This window comes from Sphaerisporangium fuscum, assembly GCF_018531465.1.
In the GTDB taxonomy this organism is placed as follows: domain Bacteria; phylum Actinomycetota; class Actinomycetes; order Streptosporangiales; family Streptosporangiaceae; genus Sphaerisporangium; species Sphaerisporangium fuscum.
On the sequence record NZ_JAHDTF010000030.1, the window covers coordinates 64,340 to 88,285 of the forward strand.

At 66.9% G+C, this 23,946-nt stretch carries 22 protein-coding genes and 1 tRNA gene; all 23 read right to left on the bottom strand.

Going from position 1 to position 23,946, the window contains the following annotated elements; genetic code table 11:
• Positions 1 to 21 precede the first annotated feature (21 nt).
• Positions 22 to 300: a 30S ribosomal protein S19 gene (rpsS, locus tag KIK05_RS33850; RefSeq protein WP_203982323.1), complete on the bottom strand. Its 279-nt coding sequence runs from the start codon at positions 298 to 300 to the stop codon at positions 22 to 24.
• Between the two features lie 11 nt (positions 301 to 311).
• The gene (gene rplB, locus KIK05_RS33855) at positions 312 to 1,148 is read right to left on the bottom strand and encodes a 50S ribosomal protein L2 (RefSeq protein WP_214414915.1); all 837 of its coding nucleotides are present in this window, start codon (positions 1,146 to 1,148) and stop codon (positions 312 to 314) included.
• 54 nt (positions 1,149 to 1,202) lie between these two features.
• Positions 1,203 to 1,505 (bottom strand): 50S ribosomal protein L23, encoded by a 303-nt coding sequence (gene rplW, locus KIK05_RS33860; RefSeq protein WP_214414916.1) that lies wholly within the window; start codon positions 1,503 to 1,505, stop codon positions 1,203 to 1,205.
• The gene (gene rplD / locus KIK05_RS33865) at positions 1,505 to 2,155 is read right to left on the bottom strand and encodes a 50S ribosomal protein L4 (protein WP_214414917.1); all 651 of its coding nucleotides are present in this window, start codon (positions 2,153 to 2,155) and stop codon (positions 1,505 to 1,507) included. The genes rplW and rplD overlap by 1 nt, the downstream gene beginning before the upstream one ends.
• A complete protein-coding gene (gene rplC, locus KIK05_RS33870; RefSeq protein ID WP_214414918.1) occupies positions 2,152 to 2,805 on the bottom strand; it encodes a 50S ribosomal protein L3 in 654 nt (217 codons plus the stop codon). Before rplC ends, rplD begins: the two co-directional genes overlap by 4 nt.
• 14 nt (positions 2,806 to 2,819) lie before the next feature.
• The gene (gene rpsJ / locus KIK05_RS33875; RefSeq protein WP_012887830.1) at positions 2,820 to 3,128 is read right to left on the bottom strand and encodes a 30S ribosomal protein S10; all 309 of its coding nucleotides are present in this window, start codon (positions 3,126 to 3,128) and stop codon (positions 2,820 to 2,822) included.
• Positions 3,129 to 3,396: 268 nt separating this feature from the next.
• Entirely contained in the window at positions 3,397 to 4,590 is a 1,194-nt protein-coding gene (gene tuf / locus KIK05_RS33880) for an elongation factor Tu (protein ID WP_214414919.1), read from the bottom strand.
• 168 nt (positions 4,591 to 4,758) lie between these two features.
• Positions 4,759 to 6,807: an elongation factor G gene (gene fusA / locus KIK05_RS33885; RefSeq protein ID WP_250563904.1), complete on the bottom strand. Its 2,049-nt coding sequence runs from the start codon at positions 6,805 to 6,807 to the stop codon at positions 4,759 to 4,761.
• A gap of 90 nt (positions 6,808 to 6,897) precedes the next feature.
• Positions 6,898 to 7,368 carry a 30S ribosomal protein S7 gene (gene rpsG, locus KIK05_RS33890; protein WP_214414921.1) on the bottom strand — a complete coding sequence of 157 codons (471 nt, stop codon included), beginning with the start codon at positions 7,366 to 7,368 and terminating at the stop codon, positions 6,898 to 6,900.
• Between the two features lies 1 nt (position 7,369).
• Positions 7,370 to 7,744 (bottom strand): 30S ribosomal protein S12, encoded by a 375-nt coding sequence (gene rpsL, locus KIK05_RS33895; RefSeq protein WP_214414922.1) that lies wholly within the window; start codon positions 7,742 to 7,744, stop codon positions 7,370 to 7,372.
• A gap of 576 nt (positions 7,745 to 8,320) precedes the next feature.
• Entirely contained in the window at positions 8,321 to 12,196 is a 3,876-nt protein-coding gene (locus tag KIK05_RS33900; RefSeq protein WP_214414923.1) for a DNA-directed RNA polymerase subunit beta', read from the bottom strand.
• A 22-nt stretch (positions 12,197 to 12,218) separates the two neighbouring features.
• The gene (rpoB, locus tag KIK05_RS33905; protein WP_214414924.1) at positions 12,219 to 15,686 is read right to left on the bottom strand and encodes a DNA-directed RNA polymerase subunit beta; all 3,468 of its coding nucleotides are present in this window, start codon (positions 15,684 to 15,686) and stop codon (positions 12,219 to 12,221) included.
• A 461-nt stretch (positions 15,687 to 16,147) separates the two neighbouring features.
• Positions 16,148 to 16,717: an Rv1363c family protein gene (locus tag KIK05_RS33910; protein ID WP_308250213.1), complete on the bottom strand. Its 570-nt coding sequence runs from the start codon at positions 16,715 to 16,717 to the stop codon at positions 16,148 to 16,150.
• Positions 16,714 to 17,232 (bottom strand): Rv1363c family protein, encoded by a 519-nt coding sequence (locus KIK05_RS33915; protein WP_214414925.1) that lies wholly within the window; start codon positions 17,230 to 17,232, stop codon positions 16,714 to 16,716. The genes KIK05_RS33910 and KIK05_RS33915 overlap by 4 nt, the downstream gene beginning before the upstream one ends.
• Before the next feature lie 168 nt (positions 17,233 to 17,400).
• Positions 17,401 to 18,402 carry an ABC transporter ATP-binding protein gene (locus KIK05_RS33920; protein WP_214414926.1) on the bottom strand — a complete coding sequence of 334 codons (1,002 nt, stop codon included), beginning with the start codon at positions 18,400 to 18,402 and terminating at the stop codon, positions 17,401 to 17,403.
• A 216-nt stretch (positions 18,403 to 18,618) separates the two neighbouring features.
• A complete protein-coding gene (rplL, locus tag KIK05_RS33925) occupies positions 18,619 to 19,011 on the bottom strand; it encodes a 50S ribosomal protein L7/L12 (protein ID WP_214414927.1) in 393 nt (130 codons plus the stop codon).
• Positions 19,012 to 19,101: 90 nt separating this feature from the next.
• Complete coding sequence (gene rplJ, locus KIK05_RS33930) at positions 19,102 to 19,653, bottom strand: 50S ribosomal protein L10 (RefSeq protein WP_214414928.1); 552 nt, start codon at positions 19,651 to 19,653, stop codon at positions 19,102 to 19,104.
• Between the two features lie 374 nt (positions 19,654 to 20,027).
• Complete coding sequence (locus KIK05_RS33935; protein ID WP_214414929.1) at positions 20,028 to 20,903, bottom strand: SCO4651 family lipoprotein; 876 nt, start codon at positions 20,901 to 20,903, stop codon at positions 20,028 to 20,030.
• Between the two features lie 240 nt (positions 20,904 to 21,143).
• Positions 21,144 to 21,863 (bottom strand): 50S ribosomal protein L1, encoded by a 720-nt coding sequence (gene rplA, locus KIK05_RS33940; protein WP_214414930.1) that lies wholly within the window; start codon positions 21,861 to 21,863, stop codon positions 21,144 to 21,146.
• Positions 21,864 to 21,928: 65 nt separating this feature from the next.
• Positions 21,929 to 22,360, bottom strand: coding sequence for a 50S ribosomal protein L11 (gene rplK / locus KIK05_RS33945; protein ID WP_214414931.1), 432 nt, complete (start codon positions 22,358 to 22,360; stop codon positions 21,929 to 21,931).
• 160 nt (positions 22,361 to 22,520) lie between these two features.
• Positions 22,521 to 23,288, bottom strand: a complete 768-nt coding sequence (nusG, locus tag KIK05_RS33950) for a transcription termination/antitermination protein NusG (protein ID WP_214414932.1) — start codon at positions 23,286 to 23,288, stop codon at positions 22,521 to 22,523.
• 100 nt (positions 23,289 to 23,388) lie between these two features.
• A complete protein-coding gene (gene secE, locus KIK05_RS49125; RefSeq protein ID WP_214414933.1) occupies positions 23,389 to 23,646 on the bottom strand; it encodes a preprotein translocase subunit SecE in 258 nt (85 codons plus the stop codon).
• A gap of 74 nt (positions 23,647 to 23,720) precedes the next feature.
• Positions 23,721 to 23,793: transfer RNA gene (locus KIK05_RS33960), tRNA-Trp, on the bottom strand.
• Positions 23,794 to 23,946: the final 153 nt, after the last annotated feature.

Genomic DNA, 23,946 nt, shown 5'->3' on the forward strand with positions numbered 1-23,946 from the left:
ACTCCTCGTTTCCTAAGGCGCTTACCGCCGGCTACGCCGGTCTTCCTTGACGTGGCTGCGGAAGGTCCGCGTCGGCGCGAACTCACCCAGCTTGTGACCGATCATCGACTCGGTGACGAACACCGGGACGTGCTTGCGCCCGTCGTGGACGGCGATCGTGTGGCCGAGCATGTCGGGCACGATCATGGAGCGCCGCGACCACGTCTTGATGACGTTCTTGGTGCCCTTCTCGTTCTGGACGTCCACCTTCTTCATCAGGTGGTCGTCCACGAAGGGACCCTTCTTAAGGCTACGTGGCATTTAGGCTGCTCCTACCGCTTCTTCCTCTTGCTCCGCCGACGAATGATCAGTCGGTCGCTGGCCTTGTTGGCCTGGCGGGTACGACCCTCGGGCTTGCCCTTGGGGTTCACCGGGTGGCGACCGCCGGAGGTCTTACCCTCACCACCACCGTGCGGGTGGTCGACCGGGTTCATCGCGACACCGCGGACGGTCGGGCGCTTGCCCTTCCAGCGGTTACGACCGGCCTTACCGATGTTGATGTTGGCCTGCTCGGCGTTGCCGACCTGGCCGACCGAGGCGCGGCAGCGCACGTCCACCTGGCGCATTTCGCCGGAGGGCATACGCAGGGTGGCGTACTGCCCTTCCTTGGCCAGCAGCTGGATCTGGGCGCCGGCGGACCGGCCCAGCTTCGCGCCGCCACCGGGCTTCAGCTCCACGGCGTGGATGAAGGTACCGGTCGGAATGTTGCGCAGCGGCAGGCAGTTGCCCGGCTTGATGTCGGCCGCGGGGCCGTTCTCGATGCGGTCGCCCTGCTTGATCCCCGTGGGGGCAAGGATGTAGCGCTTCTCGCCGTCGGCGTAGTGCAGCAGCGCGATGCGCGAGGTGCGGTTCGGGTCGTACTCGATGTGAGCGACCTTGGCCGGAATGCCGTCCTTGTCGTGGCGCCGGAAGTCGATGATCCGGTACGCGCGCTTGTGCCCGCCGCCCTGGTGACGCGCGGTCACCCGGCCGTGGACGTTACGCCCACCCTTGCTGTGCAGGGGGGCAAGCAGCGACTTCTCCGGAGTGCTGCGCGTGATCTCGGCGAAGTCCGAGACGCTCGCGCCGCGACGACCCGGAGTCGTCGGCTTGTATTTACGGATGCCCATCTTTTTCGTTCATCCCTCGTCGGTGTTGCTTGGCAGTGCAGCGGTCAGCGACGATCAGCTGATCTGACCGAAGATGTCGATCCGGTCGCCTTCCACCAGGCTCACGATCGCCCGCTTGGTGCTGGCCCGCTGGCCGAAGCCGAAACGGGTGCGCTTGCGCTTGCCCTGACGGTTGATCGTGTTCACGCTGGTGACCTTGACGCCGAAGATCTGCTCGATCGCGATCTTCACCTGGGTCTTGTTGGCCGTCTTGCGCACCAAGAACGTGTACTTGTTGTGCTCATCGATCAGGCCGTAGCTCTTCTCAGAGACGATCGGCTTGATGATGATGTCGCGCGGGTCGGCGATCTTCTGCATCAGGCGTCTTCCTTCCCGCTGTTGCCCAGCCGCGCCACGACCTGGTCGTACGCCTCACGCGTGAAGACCACGTCGTCGTAGCAGAGCACGTCATACGTGTTGAGCTGGCCGGCGTCCAGGAGGTGGACCTCCGGCGCGTTGCGCAGGCTCAGCCAGGTGAGCTCGTCACCCTCGTCGACCACGACGAGGACGCTGCGAGCCTTGGTGATGTTGCGCAGCGCCTCAAGCGCGACCTTGGTCTTCGGGGTCTCCCCGGTGACCAGGGCGTCCACGATGTGCACGCGGCCGCCGTTCGCCCGGTCGCTGAGGGCGCCACGCAGGGCGGCGGCCTTCATCTTCTTGGGCGTCTTCTGCTCGTAGCCACGCGGCTGCGGGCCGTGGACGGTGCCACCGCCGGTGAACTGCGGCGCGCGGGTCGAGCCCTGACGGGCCCGGCCGGTGCCCTTCTGGCGGTACGGCTTCTTGCCGCCACCGCTGACCTCACCACGGGTCTTCGTCTTGTGGGTGCCCTGCCGGCGCGCGGCGAGCTGGGCGACGACGACCTGGTGGATCAGAGGAATGTTGACCTTGGCGCCGAAGATGGCCTCCGGCAGGTCGACGCTGCCGGTCTTCGCGCCGGCCGCGTCGAGGACGTCGATAGTGGTGCTCACTTGGCAGCCCCCTTCTTGGCAGCGGTGCGAATGAGGACCAGGCTGCCGTTGGCGCCGGGGACCGCACCCTTGATCAGGATGAGACCCTTCTCGGCGTCCACGGCGTGAACCTTGAGGTTCTGGACGGTGGTACGGACGTTGCCCATCCGGCCCGCCATGCGCAGACCCTTGAACACGCGACCGGGGGTGGCGCAGCCGCCGATGGAGCCGGGCGAACGGTGCTTGCGCTGGGTACCGTGCGAGGCGCCCAGACCGCGGAAGCCGTGACGCTTCATGACACCCGCGTAGCCCTTACCCTTGCTCTTGCCGGTCACGTCGATGAACTGCCCGGCCTCGAACGTGTCGGCCGTGATCTCCTGGCCGATGGTGTACTCGGAAGCGTCTTCGGTCCGCAGCTCGACGAAGTAGCGGCGCGGGGTGATGTCGTGCTTGCGCAGATAGTCACCCAGCGGCTTGTTCACCTTGCGCGGGTCCACCTGCCCGTATCCGAGCTGAACAGCGGAGTAGCCGTCCTTGTCCTCAGAGCGGACGCGGGTCACCACGCACGGACCGGCCTCGACGACGGTGACCGGGACGATCCGGTTGCCCTCGTCGAAGACCTGGGTCATGCCGAGCTTCTTGCCCAGGACGCCCTTGATCTGCTTAGCCATGTCAGTGCGTTCCCTCAGAGCTTGATCGAGATGTCGACGCCGGCCGGAAGGTCGAGACGCATGAGCGAGTCGACGGTCTTCGGCGTCGGATCGATGATGTCAATCAGCCGCTTGTGCGTGCGCATTTCGAAGTGCTCACGGCTGTCCTTGTACTTGTGCGGCGAGCGGATGACGCAGTACACGTTCTTCTCGGTCGGCAACGGCACCGGGCCCGCGACCTTCGCGCCAGTCCGCGTGACCGTCTCGACGATCTTCTTGGCCGAGCTGTCGATGACCTCGTGGTCATAGGCCTTAAGCCGGATGCGGATCTTCTGTCCCGCCATAGTGGCCTCGGTGTCCTTCGCTGTCGTCCTGCAAAAGTTTCGTGCGGCCTTTTGCCGCTATGGGGTGTCCCACGTGGCTGCGTCCGCCGCCCGTCACTTCTCCGTGATCTTGCAGTCGACTCGGTCGTACGACCGAGACGGCTGCGAGATCACGGCCCTGGATGGGCTCGGAGCTCCCTGTGGGCTCCGGGGCCGAGGTGACTCGGCCCCTTCGTGGTTCGGCGGTCGGTCCCGGAGAACCGGGCCCGACCGCCGACCCGCGGTCCAGCTACTTGATGATCTTCGTGACGCGACCGGCACCGACGGTGCGGCCACCCTCACGGATCGCGAACTTGAGGCCTTCCTCCATCGCGATCGGCTGGATGAGCTGGACGGACATCTCGGTGTTGTCACCGGGCATGACCATCTCGGTGCCCTCGGGCAGGGTCACGACGCCCGTCACGTCCGTGGTACGGAAGTAGAACTGCGGGCGGTAGTTGTTGAAGAACGGCGTGTGGCGGCCGCCCTCGTCCTTGGACAGGATGTAGACCTGCGCCTCGAACTCGGTGTGCGGGGTGGTCGTGCCCGGCTTGATGATGCACTGGCCGCGCTCGACGTCCTCGCGCTTGATGCCACGCAGGAGCAGACCGACGTTGTCACCGGCCCGACCCTCGTCGAGGAGCTTGCGGAACATCTCCACACCGGTGACGGTGGTGGTGGTGCTCTTCTCCTTGATGCCGATGATGTCGACGGTCTCGTTGACCTTGACGACACCGCGCTCGATACGACCGGTGACGACGGTGCCGCGACCGGTGATCGAGAAGACGTCCTCGATCGGCATGAGGAACGGCTTGTCGGTGTCACGCTGGGGCTCGGGAACGTTGTCGTCGACAGCGTTCATGAGCTCGATGATCGAGTCGCCCCACTTCTCGTCGCCCTCGAGCGCCTTCAGCGCCGAGACACGAACGACCGGCAGGTCGTCGCCCGGGAACTCCTGGGCGGAGAGCAGCTCGCGGACCTCGAGCTCGACGAGCTCCAGGATCTCCTCGTCGTCCACCATGTCGGCCTTGTTCAGGGCGACGACGATGTAGGGGACGCCGACCTGGCGGGCCAGGAGGACGTGCTCCTTGGTCTGCGGCATCGGACCGTCGGTGGCGGCGACCACGAGGATCGCGCCGTCCATCTGGGCCGCACCGGTGATCATGTTCTTGACGTAGTCGGCGTGACCCGGGCAGTCCACGTGAGCGTAGTGACGCTTCTCGGTCTGGTACTCAACGTGGGCGATGGAGATGGTGATGCCGCGGGCCTTCTCCTCGGGCGCCTTGTCGATCTTGTCGAACGGGGTCGCCTCGTTGAGGTGCGGGAAACGGTCGTGAAGCACCTTGGTGATCGCCGCGGTCAGAGTGGTCTTGCCGTGGTCGATGTGCCCAATGGTGCCGATGTTCACGTGCGGCTTGGTCCGCTCGAACTTGGCCTTGGCCACTGCTCTGTCTCCTTAGAGATTCTGACGTGACTTGCTAGTCTCACTCGGGCTCGGAGCCCGATCCCCGGGTGGCGATCGCTCGCCACCCGAGCTGGTCGGGGTCTTGGGACCTGTCAGGCCCGAGTCCCCTGGCCGAAGGCGGCGCCTTCGGCCTTCAGGGTTTCGGAACTACTCGCCCCGAGCCTTCGCGACGATCTCCTTGGCGATGCCCGGGGGCACCTCCGAGTAGGAGTTGAACTGCATGCTGTAGACAGCCCGGCCCTGGGTCTTGCTGCGCAGGTCACCCACGTAGCCGAACATCTCTGACAGCGGAACCAGGGCGCGGATGACCTTCGCCCCGGTACGGTCTTCCATCGCCTCGATCTGTCCGCGACGACCGTTGAGGTCGCCGATGACGTCACCCATGTAGTCCTCGGGCGTGGTGACCTCGACGGCCATCATCGGCTCAAGGATTACGGCGTCCGCACGGCGCGCGGCCTCCTTGAAGGCCATCGAACCGGCGATCTTGAAAGCCATTTCGGACGAGTCGACCTCGTGGTAGGCACCGTCCTGGAGGGTGACCTTGACACCCACCATCGGGTAGCCGGCCAGCACGCCGAACTCGGCGGCCTCCTGGGCGCCCGCGTCCACCGAGGGGATGTACTCCCTGGGGATACGGCCACCGGTGACCTTGTTCTCGAACTCGTAGCCGTCGTTGCCCTCGCCGAGGGGCTCGATGTCGATGATCACGCGCGCGAACTGGCCGGAACCACCGGTCTGCTTCTTGTGCGTGTACTCGACCTTCTCGACCTTGCGGCGGATGGTCTCGCGGTAGGCGACCTGCGGGCGGCCGACGTTGGCCTCGACCTTGAACTCGCGGCGCATACGGTCGACGAGGATCTCCAGGTGGAGCTCGCCCATACCCCAGATGACCGTCTGACCGGTCTCCTCGTCGCGGCGGACCTGGAAGGACGGGTCCTCCTCGGCCAGACGCTGGATGGCGGTGCTGAGCTTCTCCTGGTCGCCCTTGGTCTTGGGCTCGATGGCCACGTTGATGACCGGCGCCGGGAAGGTCATGGACTCGAGGACCACCGGGTTGGCCGGGTCACACAGGGTGTCACCGGTCGTGGTGTCCTTCAGGCCCATGACGGCCACGATCTGCCCCGCGTGCGCCGACGCGCGCTCTTCGCGCTTGTTGGCGTGCATCTGGTAGATCTTGCCGATCCGCTCCTTCTTCCCCTTGACGGAGTTGACGACGGAGGTGCCGGCCTCGAGCGAGCCCGAGTAGATGCGGATGTAGGTGAGCTTGCCCAGGTGCTGGTCGCTCATGATCTTGAACGCCAGGGCCGAGAACGGCTCGGTCGGGTCCGCGTGACGCTCGACGACCTCGTCCTCCTTGCCGACCGCGTGGCCCTTGAAGGCCGGGATGTCGGTCGGGGCGGGGAGGTAGGCGACGATCGCGTCGAGCAGGGGCTGCACGCCCTTGTTCTTGAACGCGGTGCCGCACAGGACCGGGTTGAGCGCGCTGGCCAGCGTCGCGCGCCGGATGGCGGCGACCAGCTGCTCCTCGGTGGGCTCGACACCCTCGAGGAAGAGCTCCATGAGCTCGTCGTCGTTCTCGGCGACGGTCTCGATGAGCTTGTCGCGCCACTCACGAACGACATCGGCGTGGTCGGCCGGGATGTCGACGGTGTCGTACATCTCGCCCTTGGCCGCCTCGGCGCTCCAGAGGAGGCCCTTCATCTTCACGAGGTCGATGACGCCCTTGAAGTCGGCCTCGACGCCCCAGGGGAGCTGGATGACCAGCGGAGTCGCACCGAGGCGCGACACGATCATGTCGACGCAGCGGTGGAACTCGGCGCCGACCCGGTCCATCTTGTTGACGAAGCAGATGCGCGGAACGCCGTAACGGTCCGCCTGCCGCCACACCGTCTCCGACTGCGGCTCGACGCCGGCCACGGCGTCGAAGACCGCCACCGCACCGTCGAGAACGCGCAGCGAGCGCTCCACCTCGACCGTGAAGTCGACGTGGCCGGGCGTGTCGATGATGTTGATCGTGTGATCAAGCCACTCGCAGGTGGTCGCGGCGGAGGTGATGGTGATGCCGCGCTCCTGCTCCTGCTCCATCCAGTCCATCGTGGCAGCGCCCTCGTGGACTTCACCGATCTTGTAGTTGATACCGGTGTAGAACAGGATGCGCTCGGTAGTGGTGGTCTTGCCCGCGTCGATGTGGGCCATGATCCCAATGTTGCGGACCTTGGCCAGGTCAAGAGCGGTCGTTGGAGCCACTTCTCTCGCGTCCTCGTCGTCTCGTCGTCGTCGCCGGTCTTACCAGCGGTAGTGGGCGAAGGCCTTGTTGGACTCGGCCATCTTGTGCGTGTCCTCGCGCCGCTTCACGCTGGCGCCGAGGCCGTTGCTCGCGTCGAGCAGCTCGTTCATCAGCCGCTCGGTCATCGTCTTCTCGCGGCGGGCGCGGGAGTACTGCACCAGCCAGCGGAGGGCCAGCGTGGTGCTGCGCGCCGCGCGCACCTCGACCGGCACCTGGTAGGTCGCGCCACCGACACGGCGGCTGCGGACCTCGAGGGTGGGCTTGACGTTGTCGAGCGCGCGCTTGAGCGTGACCACCGGGTCGTTGCCCGACTTGTCGCGGCAGCCCTCGAGGGCGTCGTAAACGATCTTCTGGGCGAGCGACCGCTTGCCGTTCAGAAGAACCTTGTTGATGAGCGCGGTGACCAGCGGCGAGTTGTACACCGGGTCGGCGATCAGCTGTCGGCGCCCAGCGGGACCCTTGCGCGGCATGTCAGCTCTTCTCCTTCTTCGCGCCGTAGCGGCTGCGGGCCTGCTTGCGGTTCCGGACGCCCTGGGTGTCCAGAGAACCGCGGATGATCTTGTAGCGAACACCCGGCAGGTCCTTCACACGGCCGCCACGCACGAGCACGATGGAGTGCTCCTGGAGGTTGTGACCCACACCAGGGATGTAGGCCGTGACCTCGATGCCGTTGGTGAGCCGGACACGCGCCACCTTGCGAAGGGCGGAGTTCGGCTTCTTGGGAGTGGTCGTGTAAACGCGCGTGCAGACGCCGCGCCGCTGGGGGCTCCCATTGAGCGCCGGTGTCTTGGTCTTACTGACCTTGTCCTGGCGGCCCTTGCGGACCAGCTGCTGAATCGTGGGCACCGCGTCTCCGTTCGTGCTTGGCCGGTGATTCGAAAAGTCGTGCGTTTCGCAGGTACTGCCGGTGTCATGACCTGCTGGTTTTCCCTCGGCTCCGACCCACGCGCTCGGGCGTGTCGCGATCTTTGCCGCAGTACGCCCGGCAGAGCCGGACCAGGAGAGAGGTCATGCGCGGTCAAATCGCCTCTACAGAGGCCTCTGAGCGCACGCATGCGAGCCCATGAACCCACGGGCACGAAGGGCAAGACTACCCAGCCCATCGCAACACGTCAAAACGGCTGCGCCGAGCCGCTCATGTAGTCGGCTTCCCGGTCGTCTCGTGGTCCCTGCGGCCGGTATCCGGCCGACCGCTGTCAGGCTCTGGTCAAGCTTACCCGCACCCGGGGACTTCTCTCGCCGATTTCCCCGTGTTGCCGGGCGATCCCTCACGCCCGTACTGAACAGCGGTTACGGGACGCGGAACATTCCCGGAACACCGGAAATCGCCCACACGAAAAGACGCCCGCTCCCTCCGAGAAGGGAACGGGCGTCCTCGTCCGCCTGGGGCGACGACCGGCCGGCTGTCACGCCGGCCGAACGTCAGCGGTTGTACTGACCGAAGTCGTACTCCTCCAGCGGGACGGCCTCGCCGCTGCCCGTGCCGAAGGTGTAGTCGGTCGCGGAGCCGTCGTAGCCACCGACGGTGTACATCGCCGCCTTGGCCTCCTCGGTCGGCTCGACCCGGATGTTGCGGTACTGGGACATGCCCGTACCGGCCGGGATGAGCTTACCGATGATGACGTTCTCCTTGAGGCCGAGCAGGGAGTCGGACTTGGCGTGGATCGCCGCGTCGGTGAGCACCCTGGTGGTCTCCTGGAAGGACGCCGCCGACAGCCACGACTCGGTGGCCAGCGACGCCTTGGTGATGCCCATGAGGACCGGACGGCCGGAAGCGGGGGTGCCACCCTCGGCGACGACCTCGCGGTTCACCATCTCGAACCTGGGGCGCTCGACGAGCTCGCCGGGCAGCAGGTCGGTGTCACCGGACTCCAGCACGTTCACGCGCTTGAGCATCTGCCGCACGATGATCTCGATGTGCTTGTCGTGGATCGACACACCCTGCGAGCGGTACACCTGCTGGACCTCGGCCACCAGGTGGAGCTGCACGGCCCGGGGGCCGAGGATGCGCAGCACCTCGTTCGGGTTGACCGCACCGGCGATCAGCTGCTGGCCCACCGACACGCGCTGGCCCTCGCTGACCAGCAGGCGCGACCGCATCGACACCGGGTAGGCGATCTCGTCGGACCCGTCGTCGGGCACGATGACGATCTTGCGGGTCTTGTCGGTCTCGTCGATGCGCACCCGGCCGTCGGCCTCGCTGATCGGGGCGACACCCTTGGGAACGCGCGCCTCGAACAGCTCCTGGACACGGGGCAGACCGTGGGTGATGTCGGCACCCGCCACACCACCGGTGTGGAAGGTACGCATCGTCAGCTGCGTGCCGGGCTCACCGATCGACTGGGCGGCGATGATGCCGACCGCCTCGCCGACGTCCACCAGCTTGCCGGTCGCCAGGGAGCGGCCGTAGCAGGTGGCGCAGACGCCGATCTTGGCCTCGCAGACCAGGGCGCTGCGGGTGCGGACCGTCTCGATGCCGGCGTCGACCAGCGCGGTGACGATGGCGTCGTTGATGTCGGCCCCGGCCGCCGCGACGACCTTGCCGTCGACCTCGACGTCCTCGGCCAGGATGCGGCCGTGGACGTTGCTCTCGGCGTTCTCGGCCTTGGCGAGGTTGCCCGCCGCGTCGCGCTCGCCGACGTGCAGGGGAACGCTGCGGTCGGTGCCGCAGTCGATCTCACGCACGATGACGTCCTGCGCGACGTCGACCAGACGACGGGTCAGGTAACCGGAGTCGGCGGTACGCAGAGCGGTGTCCGCCAGACCCTTCCGCTGACCGTGGGTGGAGATGAAGTACTCCAGCACCGACAGGCCCTCACGGAAGGAGGACTTGATCGGCCGCGGGATGGTCTCACCCTTGGTGTTGGACACCAGGCCGCGGATGCCGGCGATCTGACGCACCTGCATCTTGTTACCGCGGGCGCCGGAGTTGACCATCATCCAGACGGAGTTGGTCGCCGGGAAGGCGTTCACCATGTCGGTCTCGACGTCCGCCGTGGCGTGCGTCCAGATCTCGATGAGCTCCTGGCGGCGCTCCTCGTCGGTGATCAGACCGCGCTCGTACTCACGCTGGACCTTGTCGGCCCGGCGCTCGTACGACTCCATGATCGCGGCCTTGTTCGGCGGCGCGACGACGTCGTCGATGGAGATCGTGACGCCGGAACGGGTCGCCCAGTGGAAACCGGCGTCCTTCAGGGCGTCAAGCGCCGCCGCGACCTCGACCTTCGGGTACTTCTCGGCCAGCTCGTTGACGATCGTCGAGAGCTGCTTCTTGCCGATCTGCGCGTTCACGAAGGGGTAGTTCTCGGGCAGCGTCTGGTTGAACAGGGCGCGTCCGAGAGTGGTCTCCAGACGGTACGACTCACCGGCCTCCCAGCCCTCCGGGGCGGCCCAGCCGCGCGGCGGCGGGACGTCCTTCAGACGGATCTGGATCTTGGCCTGGATGTCGAGCTCGCGCCGGTCGAAGGCCATCAGCGCCTCGGAGATCGAGGCGAAGACACGGCCCTCGCCCTTGGCCTCGTCGCGCTGGGTCGTCAGCCAGTACAGACCGATGATCATGTCCTGGGTGGGCATGGTCACCGGCTTGCCGTCGGCCGGCTTGAGGATGTTGTTGGTCGAGAGCATCAGGATGCGTGCCTCGGCCTGGGCCTCAGCCGACAGCGGCAGGTGGACCGCCATCTGGTCGCCGTCGAAGTCGGCGTTGAACGCCGTGCAGACGAGCGGGTGGATCTGGATGGCCTTGCCCTCGACCAGCTGCGGCTCGAAGGCCTGGATGCCGAGGCGGTGCAGGGTCGGCGCGCGGTTGAGCAGCACCGGGTGCTCGGTGATGACCTCTTCGAGCACGTCCCACACGACCGGGCGGGCACGCTCGACCATGCGCTTGGCCGACTTGATGTTCTGCGCGTGGTTCAGGTCGACCAGGCGCTTCATCACGAACGGCTTGAACAGCTCCAGCGCCATCTGCTTGGGCAGACCGCACTGGTGCAGCTTCAGCTGCGGGCCGACGACGATGACCGAACGGCCGGAGTAGTCGACTCGCTTGCCGAGCAGGTTCTGACGGAAACGACCCTGCTTACCCTTGAGCATGTCGGACAGCGACTTCAGCGGACGGTTGCCCGGCCCGGTGACCGGACGGCCGCGGCGGCCGTTGTCGAACAGCGCGTCGACGGCCTCCTGGAGCATCCGCTTCTCGTTGTTGACGATGATCTCGGGCGCGCCGAGGTCGAGCAGCCTCTTGAGGCGGTTGTTCCGGTTGATCACCCGGCGGTACAGGTCGTTCAGGTCGGAGGTCGCGAAGCGGCCACCGTCGAGCTGGACCATCGGGCGAAGGTCCGGCGGGATCACCGGGATGCAGTCGAGCACCATGCCGTTCGGGGAGTTCCTCGTGGTGAGGAACGCCGAGACGACCTTGAGCCGCTTGAGCGCGCGGGCCTTCTTCTGACCCTTGCCGCTGCGGATGGTCTCGCGCAGCGACTCGGCCTCGGCGGCCAGGTCGAAGGTGTTCAGGCGCTCCTGGATGGCCTGGGCGCCCATGCCGCCGCGGAAGTAGCGGCCAAAGCGGTCGCGCATCTCGCGGTAGAGCAGCTCGTCGCCCTCGAGGTCCTGGACCTTGAGGTTCTTGAAGCGGTTCCAGACCTCCTCGAGGCGGTCGAGCTCGCGCTGGGTGCGGTCGCGGAGCTGACGCATCTCGCGGTCGGCGCCCTCGCGGACCTTGCGGCGCTGGTCGCCCTTGGCGCCGGCGGCCTCGAGCTCGGCCAGGTCGGCCTCGAGCTTCTTCTGCCGGGCCTCGATGTCGGCGTCACGGCGCTGCTCGATGTGCTGCCGCTCGACGGAGATCTTGGCCTCCAGCGACGACAGGTCGCGAGCGCGCATGTCGGTGTCGACATACGTGATCATGTAGGCCGCGAAGTAGATGACCTTCTCGAGGTCCTTCGGGGCCAGGTCGAGCAGGTACCCAAGGCGCGACGGAACGCCCTTGAAGTACCAGATGTGGGTGACCGGCGCGGCCAGCTCGATGTGGCCCATCCGCTCACGGCGCACCTTGGCGCGAGTCACCTCGACGCCACAGCGCTCACAGATGATGCCCTTGAAACGGACGCGCTTGTACTTCCCGCAGTAGCACTCCCAGTCGCGGGTCGGACCGAAGATCTTCTCGCAGAAGAGCCCGTCCTTTTCCGGCTTGAGGGTGCGGTAGTTGATGGTCTCTGGCTTCTTTACCTCGCCGTGCGACCACTGACGGATATCGTCGGCCGTGGCGAGACCGATTCGCAGCTCGTCGAAGAAGTTGACGTCGAGCACTTCTTATCCCCTCGCTTGAAAATCAGACCTCTTCGACACTGCTCGGCTCGCGCCGGGACAGGTCGATGCCGAGCTCCTCCGCCGCGCGGAAGACGTCCTCGTCGGTGTCGCGCATCTCGATGGACATGCCGTCGCTGGAGAGCACCTCGACGTTGAGGCAGAGCGACTGCATTTCCTTGATGAGGACCTTGAAGGACTCAGGGATGCCCGGCTCGGGGATGTTCTCGCCCTTGACGATGGCCTCGTAGACCTTCACGCGACCGAGAACGTCGTCGGACTTGATGGTCAGCAGCTCCTGCAGGGCGTACGCCGCGCCGTAGGCCTCGAGGGCCCACACCTCCATCTCACCGAAGCGCTGGCCACCGAACTGGGCCTTACCGCCGAGCGGCTGCTGGGTGATCATGGAGTACGGGCCGGTCGAACGCGCGTGGATCTTGTCGTCGACCAGGTGGAGCAGCTTGAGGATGTAGATGTAGCCGACCGAGATCGGGTACGGGAACGGCTCGCCGGAGCGGCCGTCGAACAGCCGGGCCTTGCCGTCGACGCCGACCATGCGCTCGCCGTCGCGGTTGGCCAGGGTGTTCTCGAGCAGGCCGGTGAGCTCCTCCTCGTGGGCACCGTCGAACACCGGGGTGGCGACGTTGGTTCGCGGCTCGACCTGGCCGAAGCCCTTGTCGCGCAGCCGCTCGGCCCACGCCTCCTGGACGCCCGTGATGTCCCATCCTCTGGCGGCGATCCACCCTAGGTGGGTCTCGAGCACCTGGCCGACGTTCATACGGCCGGGCACACCCAGCGGGTTGAGGATGATGTCGACCGGCGTGCCGTCCTCGAGGAACGGCATGTCCTCCACGGGCAGGATCTTGGAGATGACGCCCTTGTTACCGTGGCGGCCGGCCAGCTTGTCGCCGTCGGTGATCTTACGCTTCTGGGCGACGTAGACCCGGACCAGCTCGTTCACGCCGGGCGGGAGCTCGTCGCCGTCCTCGCGGCTGAACACGCGGACGCCGATGACCTTGCCCATCTCGCCGTGCGGCACCTTCAGGGAGGTGTCACGGACCTCGCGGGCCTTCTCACCGAAGATCGCGCGCAGCAGGCGCTCCTCGGGGGTCAGCTCGGTCTCACCCTTGGGAGTGACCTTGCCGACCAGGATGTCGCCGGGGACGACCTCGGCGCCGATGCGGATGATGCCGCGCTCGTCGAGGTCGGCCAGGACCTCCTCGGAGACGTTCGGGATGTCCCGGGTGATCTCCTCGGGGCCCAGCTTGGTGTCGCGGGCGTCGACCTCGTGCTCCTCGATGTGGATCGAGGACAGGACGTCGTCCTGGACCAGCCGCTGGGACAGGATGATGGCGTCCTCGTAGTTGTGGCCCTCCCACGGCATGAACGCCACCAGCAGGTTCTTGCCGAGCGCCATCTCACCGTCGTCGGTGCAGGGACCGTCGGCGATGACCTGGTTGACCTCGACCCGGTCGCCCTCGTGGACGATGGGCTTCTGGTTGAAGCAGGTGCCCTGGTTGGAGCGCTTGAACTTCGCCACCCGGTAGGTCGTGCGGGTGCCGTCGTCGTTCATGACCGTGACGTAGTCGGCCGAGACCTCTTCGACGACGCCCGCCTTCTCGGCGGTGATGACGTCGCCGGCGTCGGTCGCGGCACGGTACTCCATGCCGGTGCCGACCAGCGGCGCCTCGCTCTTGAGCAGCGGCACCGACTGGCGCTGCATGTTCGAGCCCATGAGCGCGCGGTTGGCGTCGTCGTGCTCGAGGAACGGGATCATCGCGGTCGCGACGGACACCATCTGGCGAGGCGAGACGTCCATGTAGTCGACCTCGCTGGGCCGGATGAACTCCATCTCGCCGCCCTTACGGCGGACCAGGACGCGGTCCTCGGCGAAGTGGCCGTCGGCCGTCAGCAGGGTGTTCGCCTGCGCGATGACGTGCCTGTCCTCCACGTCGGCGGTGAGGTACTCGATCTCGTCGGTGACCCGGCCGTCGACGACCTTGCGGTACGGCGTCTCGATGAAGCCGAAGAAGTTGACGCGGCCGAAGGACGACAGCGAGCCGATCAGACCGATGTTCGGGCCTTCCGGCGTCTCGATCGGGCACATCCGGCCGTAGTGGGACGGGTGCACGTCGCGGACCTCGAAGCCGGCGCGCTCACGGGACAGACCACCGGGACCCAGCGCGTTCAGGCGGCGCTTGTGCGTCAGCCCGGCCAGCGGGTTGGTCTGGTCCATGAACTGCGACAGCTGCGAAGTTCCGAAGAACTCCTTGATCGACGCCACGACCGGCCGGATGTTGATCAGGGTCTGCGGCGTGATCGCCTCGACGTCCTGGGTGGTCATCCGCTCGCGGACGACCCGCTCCATCCGGGCCAGGCCCAGGCGGACCTGGTTCTGGATCAGCTCGCCGACCGTGCGGATGCGGCGGTTGCCGAAGTGGTCGATGTCGTCGGTCTCGACGACGATCTCACCGTTGGCGCCGGGCATCGAGACCTCGCCGGCGTGCAGCCGGACGATGTACTCGATGGTGGCGACGATGTCCTCTTCGGTCAGCGTGCCCTGGTTGATGTCGGCGTCGACACCGAGCTTCTTGTTGATCTTGTACCGGCCGACCTTGGCGAGGTCGTAACGCTTCGGGTTGAAGTAGAGGTTCTCCAGAAGCGTCTGCGCGGACTCCTTCGTCGGAGGCTCGCCCGGGCGCAGCTTGCGGTAGATGTCGAGCAGCGCGTCGTCCTGGCCGGAGGTGTGGTCCTTCTCCAGGGTCGCGCGCATCGACTCGTACTGCCCGAAGCGCTCGAGGATCTGGTCGTTGGTCCAGCCGAGCGCCTTCAGCAGCACCGTGACGGCCTGCTTGCGCTTGCGGTCGATGCGGACGCCGACGCTGTCGCGCTTGTCGATCTCGAACTCGAGCCACGCACCGCGCGAGGGGATCACCTTGCAGCCGTACAGGTCCTTGTCGGAGGTCTTGTCGACCGACCGGTCGAAGTAGACGCCCGGGGACCGCACCAGCTGGGAGACCACGACACGCTCGGTGCCGTTGATGATGAAGGTGCCCTTCGAGGTCATGAGCGGGAAGTCGCCCATGAACACCGTCTGGCTCTTGATCTCACCGGTGGTGTTATTGATGAACTCCGCCGTGACGAACATCGGGGCGGAGAAGGTCATGTCCTTGTCTTTGCACTCGTCAACCGAGTACTTGGGCGGCTCGAAGCGGTGATCACGGAACGACAAGGACATCGTTCCGGAGAAGTCCTCGATGGGACTGATCTCTTCGAAGATCTCTTCGAGACCGGACTGGGCCGGAACGTCCTTGCGACCGGCCTGGCGAGCCGCTTCGACCCGTGACCGCCATTTCTCGTTGCCCAGCAGCCAGTCGAAGGACTCGGTCTGAAGGGCGAGGAGGTCGGGAACTTCGAGCGGCTCCTGAATGCGCGCGAAAGAAACGCGGCGGGGACCAGCGGGTACGGCGAAGGCGTTGCGCGAGGCTGCCAACAGATGTCCTTCCGAGGGCTCGCGGACTGACTACACGCACGCCAGACGACCATGCATCAAAGTTACCTAGAGAAGCGGGTCGTCAAAGGGCAGCGCAAAGGGGCAGTGTAGCCGATGGGCATACACCTGTCCACTCAGTCTCGCTCTGCGCACCCACGTTGCACGCAGCATCGCCCGTCAGCGCCGAAACGTCAAGCCCGGGAGGCCTGATTCGCACGAAGCGATGGCCGCCACGCTGGGTTTTCTTCCCTCGGGAGACCGAGCGGCCGGCCGGATCCAGACGATACCCGCGAGGAGGATCGGCTAACGCTCAGTCACACGGAGGGTCGAAGGGTTGCCCACGATCGACGCTGTCGTGCCCTTGGGCATGCCCTCCCACACACTCTTCAAACCTAAGCTTTACTAACAATTTGATAACCGCGCCACGCCGAGCCGTCCGAGACGGTCTGAGCTGGGCATTTTCAACTACCCGGAGCATTGCCGATCAACGTCGACAACTCGGACACCAGCCAGTGACCCTCGCTTCTGACCAACACGAACCGGGCGCGGTTCTGGACGACCTGTTTCTGGGGTTCTTTCTCGCCCGGCAACACCTTGGTGGTTCCCATGTTCATGAACAGCAACACCTGGACACGGTCGGGAGTAGCGGATTCCACGGCCGCCGCGGCCACCACCGCCTGCTGCACGGTCTGCTGCCGCTTCACCGTGGGCGCCAGAGCCCGGGCCAGCTCGCGGTAGTGGCCGGCGAGCTCCCCCGTGGCGTACCCCCGCGCCCTGGCGAGGTCGGCGTCGATCGTGCGGTAGTCGTAGGACAGCATGTCGGGCGCGTACGTGCGCGCGGCGGCGAGCGCCTCCGCGGCGGCCGCCTCGCCGTCGCGCAGCTCGCGGAGGCGGAAATAGGTGACGGCCACCAGAGCCGCCAGAACGGCCGCCAGGAGGGCCAGGACCGCGACCGCGGCAACATAGGCCGCCCGGCCGCCGCGTCGCTCCGGGGCGGGCTCCAGGGACGCCGGGCCCCCTTCGCGGCTCACGCGACCTGCTCCAGCTTCGACACCCACCACGCTCCGCGCACCTTGGTGACCTCGACGCTCCAGCGGTAGAAACGCTCCTGCGGGGCGGTCTTCGCGCCCTCCCAGCGGATCACCGAGTCGGCGACCACCAGCACCCTGGCCCCGCTCCTTCCGGGGTTCATGGTCACCAGCCCCGCCGCCCGCACCACACCCGTCTGGGTCACCTTGTTCCGCAGGGTGGCCGCCTTCAGATTGCCCGCCTGCTGGGCGTACTCGTCCTTGGCGGCGCCCGTGGAGCTGTCGAGCACCCGCTGGACGTCACGGTCGACCGTCCGGTAGTCGACGGCCAGCAGGGTCAGGGCATAGCGCTCGGCCGCCCGCACGGCGGCCTCCCGGTCGCGGGCCGCCGACCGCGCCTCGTCGAGGTCGCCGCCGATGCGCACCCAGGCGACGCCGAGACCGGCGACGAGCACGAGCAGGGCCGCGATCACCAGCAGACGTGTCCTGCGAGGGGACCGCGCCGCGTGAAGCGCCACCTGTTGCCTCCCATCGCCCTGCCGCCGGGCGGGGTCACGGCGCCGAGGACGCGCCCGAGGCGGCCGGCCAGCCCGCCGGTCGCCGGATCATAACCCGGTACGGCGGCCGGCGGGCCCGGTTGTGAGCTCGGGAGGCCGGGGGTGAGCCCAGCGGGCCCGGTTGTGAGCTCAGCGGCCCGCCTCGGCGTCCGCGGCGAGAAGGCGGGGGTACTCCTCCCGCCAGTCGCGGCCCTGTTCGTCGACGAAGGACCCCGGCGGCGCCGTCACGCCGTTCTCCGCCAGCCAGACGCCGGGAGGGCGCTGCGCGCGCCGCACGGCCGTGCCGGACGGCATCAGCTGAGGCGGGATCGGCGGCAGCCGCCCCGGCTCACGGCCCAGCCGCGCCTCGGCCTCCAGCTCGGCGACGTCCTTCTCCTCGGACATCCCGATCGGCCCGTGCCGGCGGGCGTTGAGGAACTGCCGTACGACCGGTTCCTCGCTGGACAACAGCATCTCGCGCGGGCCGAACATCACCAGCTCGCGCCGGAACAGCAGCCCGATGTCGTCGGGCACCGTCCGGGCGGTCGTGATGTCGTGGGTCACGATCAGGAACGTCGCGTCCGTCTCGGCGTTGAGATCGACGATCAGCTGGTTGAGGTAGGCGGTGCGGACCGGGTCCAGGCCGGAGTCGGGCTCGTCGAACAGGATGATCTCGGGGTCGAGCACCAGCGCCCTCGCCAGGCCCGCCCGCTTGCGCATGCCTCCGGAGACCTCGCCGGGAAACTTCCCCTCCGCGCCCACCAGGCCCACCAGCTCCATCTTCTCCATGACGATCCGGCGGATCTGGCTCTCGCTCCTGCGGGTGTGCTCCCGAAGCGGGAAGGCGACGTTGTCGTACAGGTTGAGCGAGCCGAACAGCGCGCCGTCCTGGAACAGCACCCCGAACAGGCGGCGCAGCTCGTACAGCCGCTTCTCACGGCAGCCGGCGAGATCGTGGCCGTTGATCCAGATGTGCCCCCTGTCGGGGCGCAGCAGGCCGACCAGCGTCTTGAGGAACACCGACTTGCCGGTGCCCGAAGGGCCGAGCAGGACGCAGATGTGGCCGGCCGGGAGCGTCAAGGTGACGTCCTCCCAGACGACCTGCCTGCCGAAGGACTTGGTCAGCCCCTCGACCACGACTTCGACGCCCACAGGCCCCCCTCGAGGTCCGCTCGCCCGCCAGGGGATTCATCTTCGGATCGCGCCGATGCGGGGGCAAGCGAAAAGCGGGAAAACGCGGGCCTGAAACGAGATCGCAGGGCCCGGAAATCACTACCGAGCACCCCAAATCCGGGCAAAGCAAAAGGGGCGGGCCACCCGGCACCTGGGTGGACCGCCCCTTTTGTATGGAGCTTCAGACGCGAAAGGTCACTTGACGGTGACGGTGGCGCCGGCGCCCTCGAGGGCGGCCTTGGCCTTGTCCGCGGTCTCCTTGTTGACCTTCTCGAGCAGCGGCTTGGGAGCCCCGTCGACGAGGTCCTTGGCCTCCTTGAGGCCGAGGCTCGTGAGCGCGCGGACCTCCTTGATGACCTGGATCTTCTTGTCGCCGGCGGCCTCGAGGATGACGTCGAACTCGTCCTGCTCCTCGGCGGCCTCCTCGGCGGCGGCAGCGCCACCCGCGACCGGGCCGGCGGCGACCGCGACCGGAGCGGCGGCCTTGACGTCGAAGGTGTCCTCGAACAGCTTCACGAAGTCGGACAGCTCAAGAAGGGTCATCTCCTTGAACGCGTCGAGCAGCTCGTCGGTGCTGAGCTTCGCCATGGTGGTGGTTCCTCCGTATGAATTGCAAAACTTGGAAACGGACCGCAGTATGCGCCTGAATCCCCTGCGTTGAACGCTTTCGCGTCCGACCTACTCGGCCGCGTCCTGCGGCTGCTCCGCCCCGCCGGTCTCCTCGCGCTTGGCGCGCAGAGCCTCGACGAGCCGGGCCATGTTCGTGGGCAGCGCGTTGAACGTGGCGGCGGCCTGAGACTGCTTCGCCTTCAGGGCACCGGCCAGCTTCGCGAGCAGGACCTCGCGCGACTCGAGGTCGGCGAGAGTGGTGATCTCGGACGGGGACATCGACTTGCCGTCGACGACACCACCCTTGATGACCAGGAGGGGATTGGCCTTGGCGAAGTCACGCAGACCCTTGGCCGCCTCGACCACGTCGCCGGTGACGAACGCGATCGCGGTCGGGCCCTGGAACAGGTCGTCCAGAGAGGTGACCCCGGCCTCGTTGGCCGCGATCTTCGACAGCGTGTTCTTCGCCACGGCGAACTTCGCATTCTCACCGAGCGAAATGCGCAGCTGCTTCAGCTGCGCGACGGTGAGACCGCGGTACTCGGTCAGGACAGCGGCGTTCGAGCTCTCGAAGCGATCCTTGAGCTCGGCGACCGCGGTCACCTTTTCCGCCCTCGCCATGGGCCTCCTTCCAGATGTGCCGCCGGCGATGGGCCCAGGAGATCCCTCACGAGAAAACGAACAAGCCCCGGCGCAGGCGCACGGGGCTCACACACAGACCAACACGCGGATCAGAACGAACCGCGCGAGAACCATATGGAAACTCACATCACACCTACGCGGGTCGTCCACTGTCGTGGAACCTTGGGCCACTGAGCCATGGAACAGACTCAGCGACGACCGGCGGTCTTCGGCAACCAACACTGTACGCGGTGTTTCCGCACCACGCCAAATCAACCCCACAGGACGGCGATGCGCGGGGCCGGTACGCACGCGCCCCGCGACGGCGAGTCGCGGGGCGCGTCGAGTCGTCGATCCGGTGCGACGTCCGGGGCTCAGCTGGTGGTGCCGGTGCCCTCGGGGCTCTGCAGCCGGCCCATCTTGTCGGACAGGTCGCCCACCTGGTCGGCCGGCGGAGGGCTGACCTCGGCAGCCTCGTTGAACTGGCCGAACGTCGAGGTCATCCTGAAGGTGCCGTCGCCGGCCGCGCCGTTCATGTCGACCTTGCGCGGAAGGTTCTGGGCGTCGATCCAGGCGTCGAACTTCATGTCCTGGACGTGGGTCAGCTGGCCCTGCAGCTTCTGCTGGAGCTCGGGCGTCAGCTGCTTGACCGCGTCGGCGACCTTGAAGGTGCCCTTGTAGTGGGTGGTCTCGGCGCCGCCCACGGTCTCGGTGCCGACCTTGGAGACGTCCTTGGAGCTGGTGAGCATCTTCACGCTGCTCTGGAGGTCCATCTGCTGGGCCTGCGAGAGGAACTGGCCGAGGTCGACCCCGGCCGACTCGCTCGCCTTGGCCAGGTCGACCTTGATCCACGGCTTGCCGCCGCCCACGAGCTTGCTCAGCGCGTCGATCTTGAGGTAGGCGGTCTGGCCGATGAGGATCACCCGGACCCCGCCGGGGACGTTCTGCCCGGCGACGTCGATCTGGTCGAGGGTGACGTCGGTCGCGATCTGCGGCTTCTGGTGGTACACCATCGTGCCCTTGACCGTGCCGGCGCCCTGCTTGGCGGAGCTGAAGTCGACCGCGAGCTGCGCGGTGTACGACGTGACGCTCTCGCTGTTCTGCGCGCTCTTCTGCAGCGTTTCGGCCGCCGAGAGCCGAACGGCGCCGAGGGACTCGGCGGCCGGCTGCTGGGACTGGCCGCAAGCGGACACCGCGATGAGCATGGCCGAGCCCACGGCCGCCATCGCCGCTATCTTTCGCCGTTTCACTAGGTATCCCTTCGTTTCCCCCAGAGTGTTTTCGACCCTACGCGCCGGAACTACCCCGTGGGGCGTGTTGTGAGCACCGATTACGCGAAAGTCACCTCCGCGGCGGCCGCATATGCCGCCCCACCAGCGGAAAGTCATTCGGGAGAACGAAAAAGGGCCCCCGCCCGGAGGCGGAGGCCCTTTCGCGGTCCTGTGCCGCCGGGCGCGGACGAAATCCGTGCCCGGCCGTGCGGGAGACCGTCAGGCTTCGAGCTCGGCGGTGATGCCCCGCGTCACGTTCGGGTCGACCGGGATGCCCGGGCCCATGGACGTGGAGAAGGTCACCTTCTTGAGGTAACGGCCCTTGGCGGCGGCCGGCTTGAGACGGATGACCTCGTCGAGCGCGGCGGCGTAGTTCTCCAGGAGCTGACGCTCGGGGAACGACACCTTGCCGATGATGAAGTGGAGGTTCGCGTGCCGGTCGACACGGAACTCGATCTTGCCGCCCTTGATGTCGGTCACGGCCTTGCCCACGGCCGGCGTGACGGTGCCGGTCTTGGGGTTCGGCATGAGGCCACGGGGGCCGAGCACGCGGCCGAGGCGGCCGACCTTGCCCATGAGGTCGGGCGTGGCCACGACGGCGTCGAACTCGTTGAGGCGGTTACCCTTGGCGATCTCTTCGATCAGCTCGTCGGCGCCCACGATGTCGGCGCCCGCGGCGCGGGCCTCCTCGGCACGGTCACCGGTCGCGAAGACCAGGACCCGGGCGGTCTTGCCGGTGCCGTGCGGGAGGTTGACGGTGCCGCGGACCATCTGGTCGGCCTTGCGGGGGTCGACGCCCAGCCGCAGGGCCACCTCGACGGTGGCGTCGAACTTGGTGACCGAGGTGTCCTTGGCGAGCTTGGCGGCCTCGACCGGGCTGTACAGGTTGTCCCTGTCGACGCTCTCGAACGCCTTGCGGTAGGTCTTGCTGCGCTTCACTGCTTCTCCTTGAGGAGTCTGTGGTCGCGGGCCAGCGCCTGGCCCTCCCACGGGTGGTGGTGTGGTCAGTCGGCGATCGTGATGCCCATCGACCGGGCGGTGCCGGCGATGATCTTCTCGGCCGCCTCGATGTCGTTGGCGTTGAGGTCGGGCATCTTCGTCTCGGCGATCTGACGCAGCTGCTCCTTGGTGAGCTTGCCCACCTTGTCGCGCGCCGGGTTGGCGCTGGCCTTGTCGATGCCCGCGGCCTTCTTGATCAGCTCAGGCGCCGGCGGCGTCTTGGTGACGAAGGTGAAGCTGCGGTCTTCGAAGATGGTGATCTCGACGGGGATGATGTTGCCCCGCTGGGCCTCGGTCGCAGCGTTGTACTGCTTGACGAAGTCCATGATGTTGACGCCGTGGGGACCGAGGGCGGTACCGACCGGCGGCGCGGGGGTGGCCTGGCCAGCGGGAAGCTGGACCTTGACCAGCGCCGCGATCTTCTTCTTTGGAGGCATAGTCCTACTCCGGGTCCGTATCTCCTGTGATGCGACCCCGAGGCACACCTCGGCCGGGGGCCGGGTCTCCTCGGGATCAACCCCGCGGTGATTCGCTCGGTCCGCGGGGACGACTTATCAGTTTATGCGCGCCCTCAGATCACACGGGACCTGACGGGTGTCAGATCTTGGAGACCTGGTTGAACGACAGCTCGACCGGCGTCTCACGACCGAAGATCGAGACGAGCACCTTGAGCTTCTGCGACTCGGCGCTGATCTCGCTGACGGTGGCGGGAAGCGTGGCGAACGGGCCGTCCATGACGGTGACGGACTCGCCGACCTCGAAGTCGACGGTCGCGGCGGCGGCCTTGGCGGTGGTCGTCTTGGCCTGCTCGGTCGGCTCGGGCGCGAGCAGCTTGGCGACCTCGTCGAGGTTCAGCGGGCTCGGCCGGTTGGAGAGGCCCACGAACCCGGTCACACCGGGCGTGTTGCGCACCGCGGACCACGACTCGTCGGTGAGGTCCATGCGCACCAGGACGTAACCCGGGAGCACGCGCTCCTTGACCGGGGTGCGCTTGCCGCCCTTGATCTCGGTGACGGTGTGGACGGGCACCTCGACCTGGAAGATGTAATCTTCCATGTTCAGCGACTGGGTGCGCGTCTCGATGTTGGACTTCACGCGGTTCTCGTAACCGGCGTAGGAGTGGATGACGTACCACTCGCCGGGCAGGCCGCGCATCGACCGCTTGAACTCTTCGACCGGGTCGACGTCGGGGACCAGATCACCGTCTTCGTCAACGGCGCCGACCGGAGCCACGGCGTCGCCGGGCTCCTCGGCACCACCGGAGGCGCCGGCCTCGCCGGTCTCCTCGGTGATCTCGATCGCCTCGTCCGGCTCGCCCTCCCACTCGTCGTGGGGTGCGCCGGCCGACAGTGGGGACTCGGACACGGTGACTCTTTCTTCTCTCGTCGATGTTGCGATCTTCTACCGTTCCGCTGGGGAACGGCTGAACCGTCCATCAGTGGACGGCTGTCGCAGGGTCGCCGGATCAGGCTCCGCCGAAGATCGCCAGCACACCCTTCGTGAGCAAGGCGTCAATCCCGGCCACGAGCCCAACCATGATCAGAACGAAGACGAGGACCACCGTGGTGTAAGAGATCAGATCCTTGCGCGTAGGCCAGATCACCTTGCGAAGCTCGGCGACGACCTGACGGTAGAAAAGTGCAGGAGAGGTGCGCTTCTTAGCGGTCTGGCCTGACGACTTGCTCGGCCGGTCCGCGGCCTCGCCGCGTGTGTCGATCGCCACAGTCCTCACCTGATCCGTCGTTCCTACGCAACTTTCGGCGGCATACACGCCATCGGTGCGCGGACCGCACTCCGCAGGGCACGAGGGACTCGAACCCCCAACCGCCGGTTTTGGAGACCGGTGCGCTACCAATTGCGCTAGTGCCCTCTGCCGTGAACCACCTTACCCCGAGCAGCCGGGGGTGCGTCGCTCACTAGTTGCATGAGTGTACGGGGGAAAGGCGCTCACGTCGAACCAACTCGTCTGGCACGTCATGTGATTTTGCCGCTTGTCCGCATCCTGGATATGGGGCGGCACCCG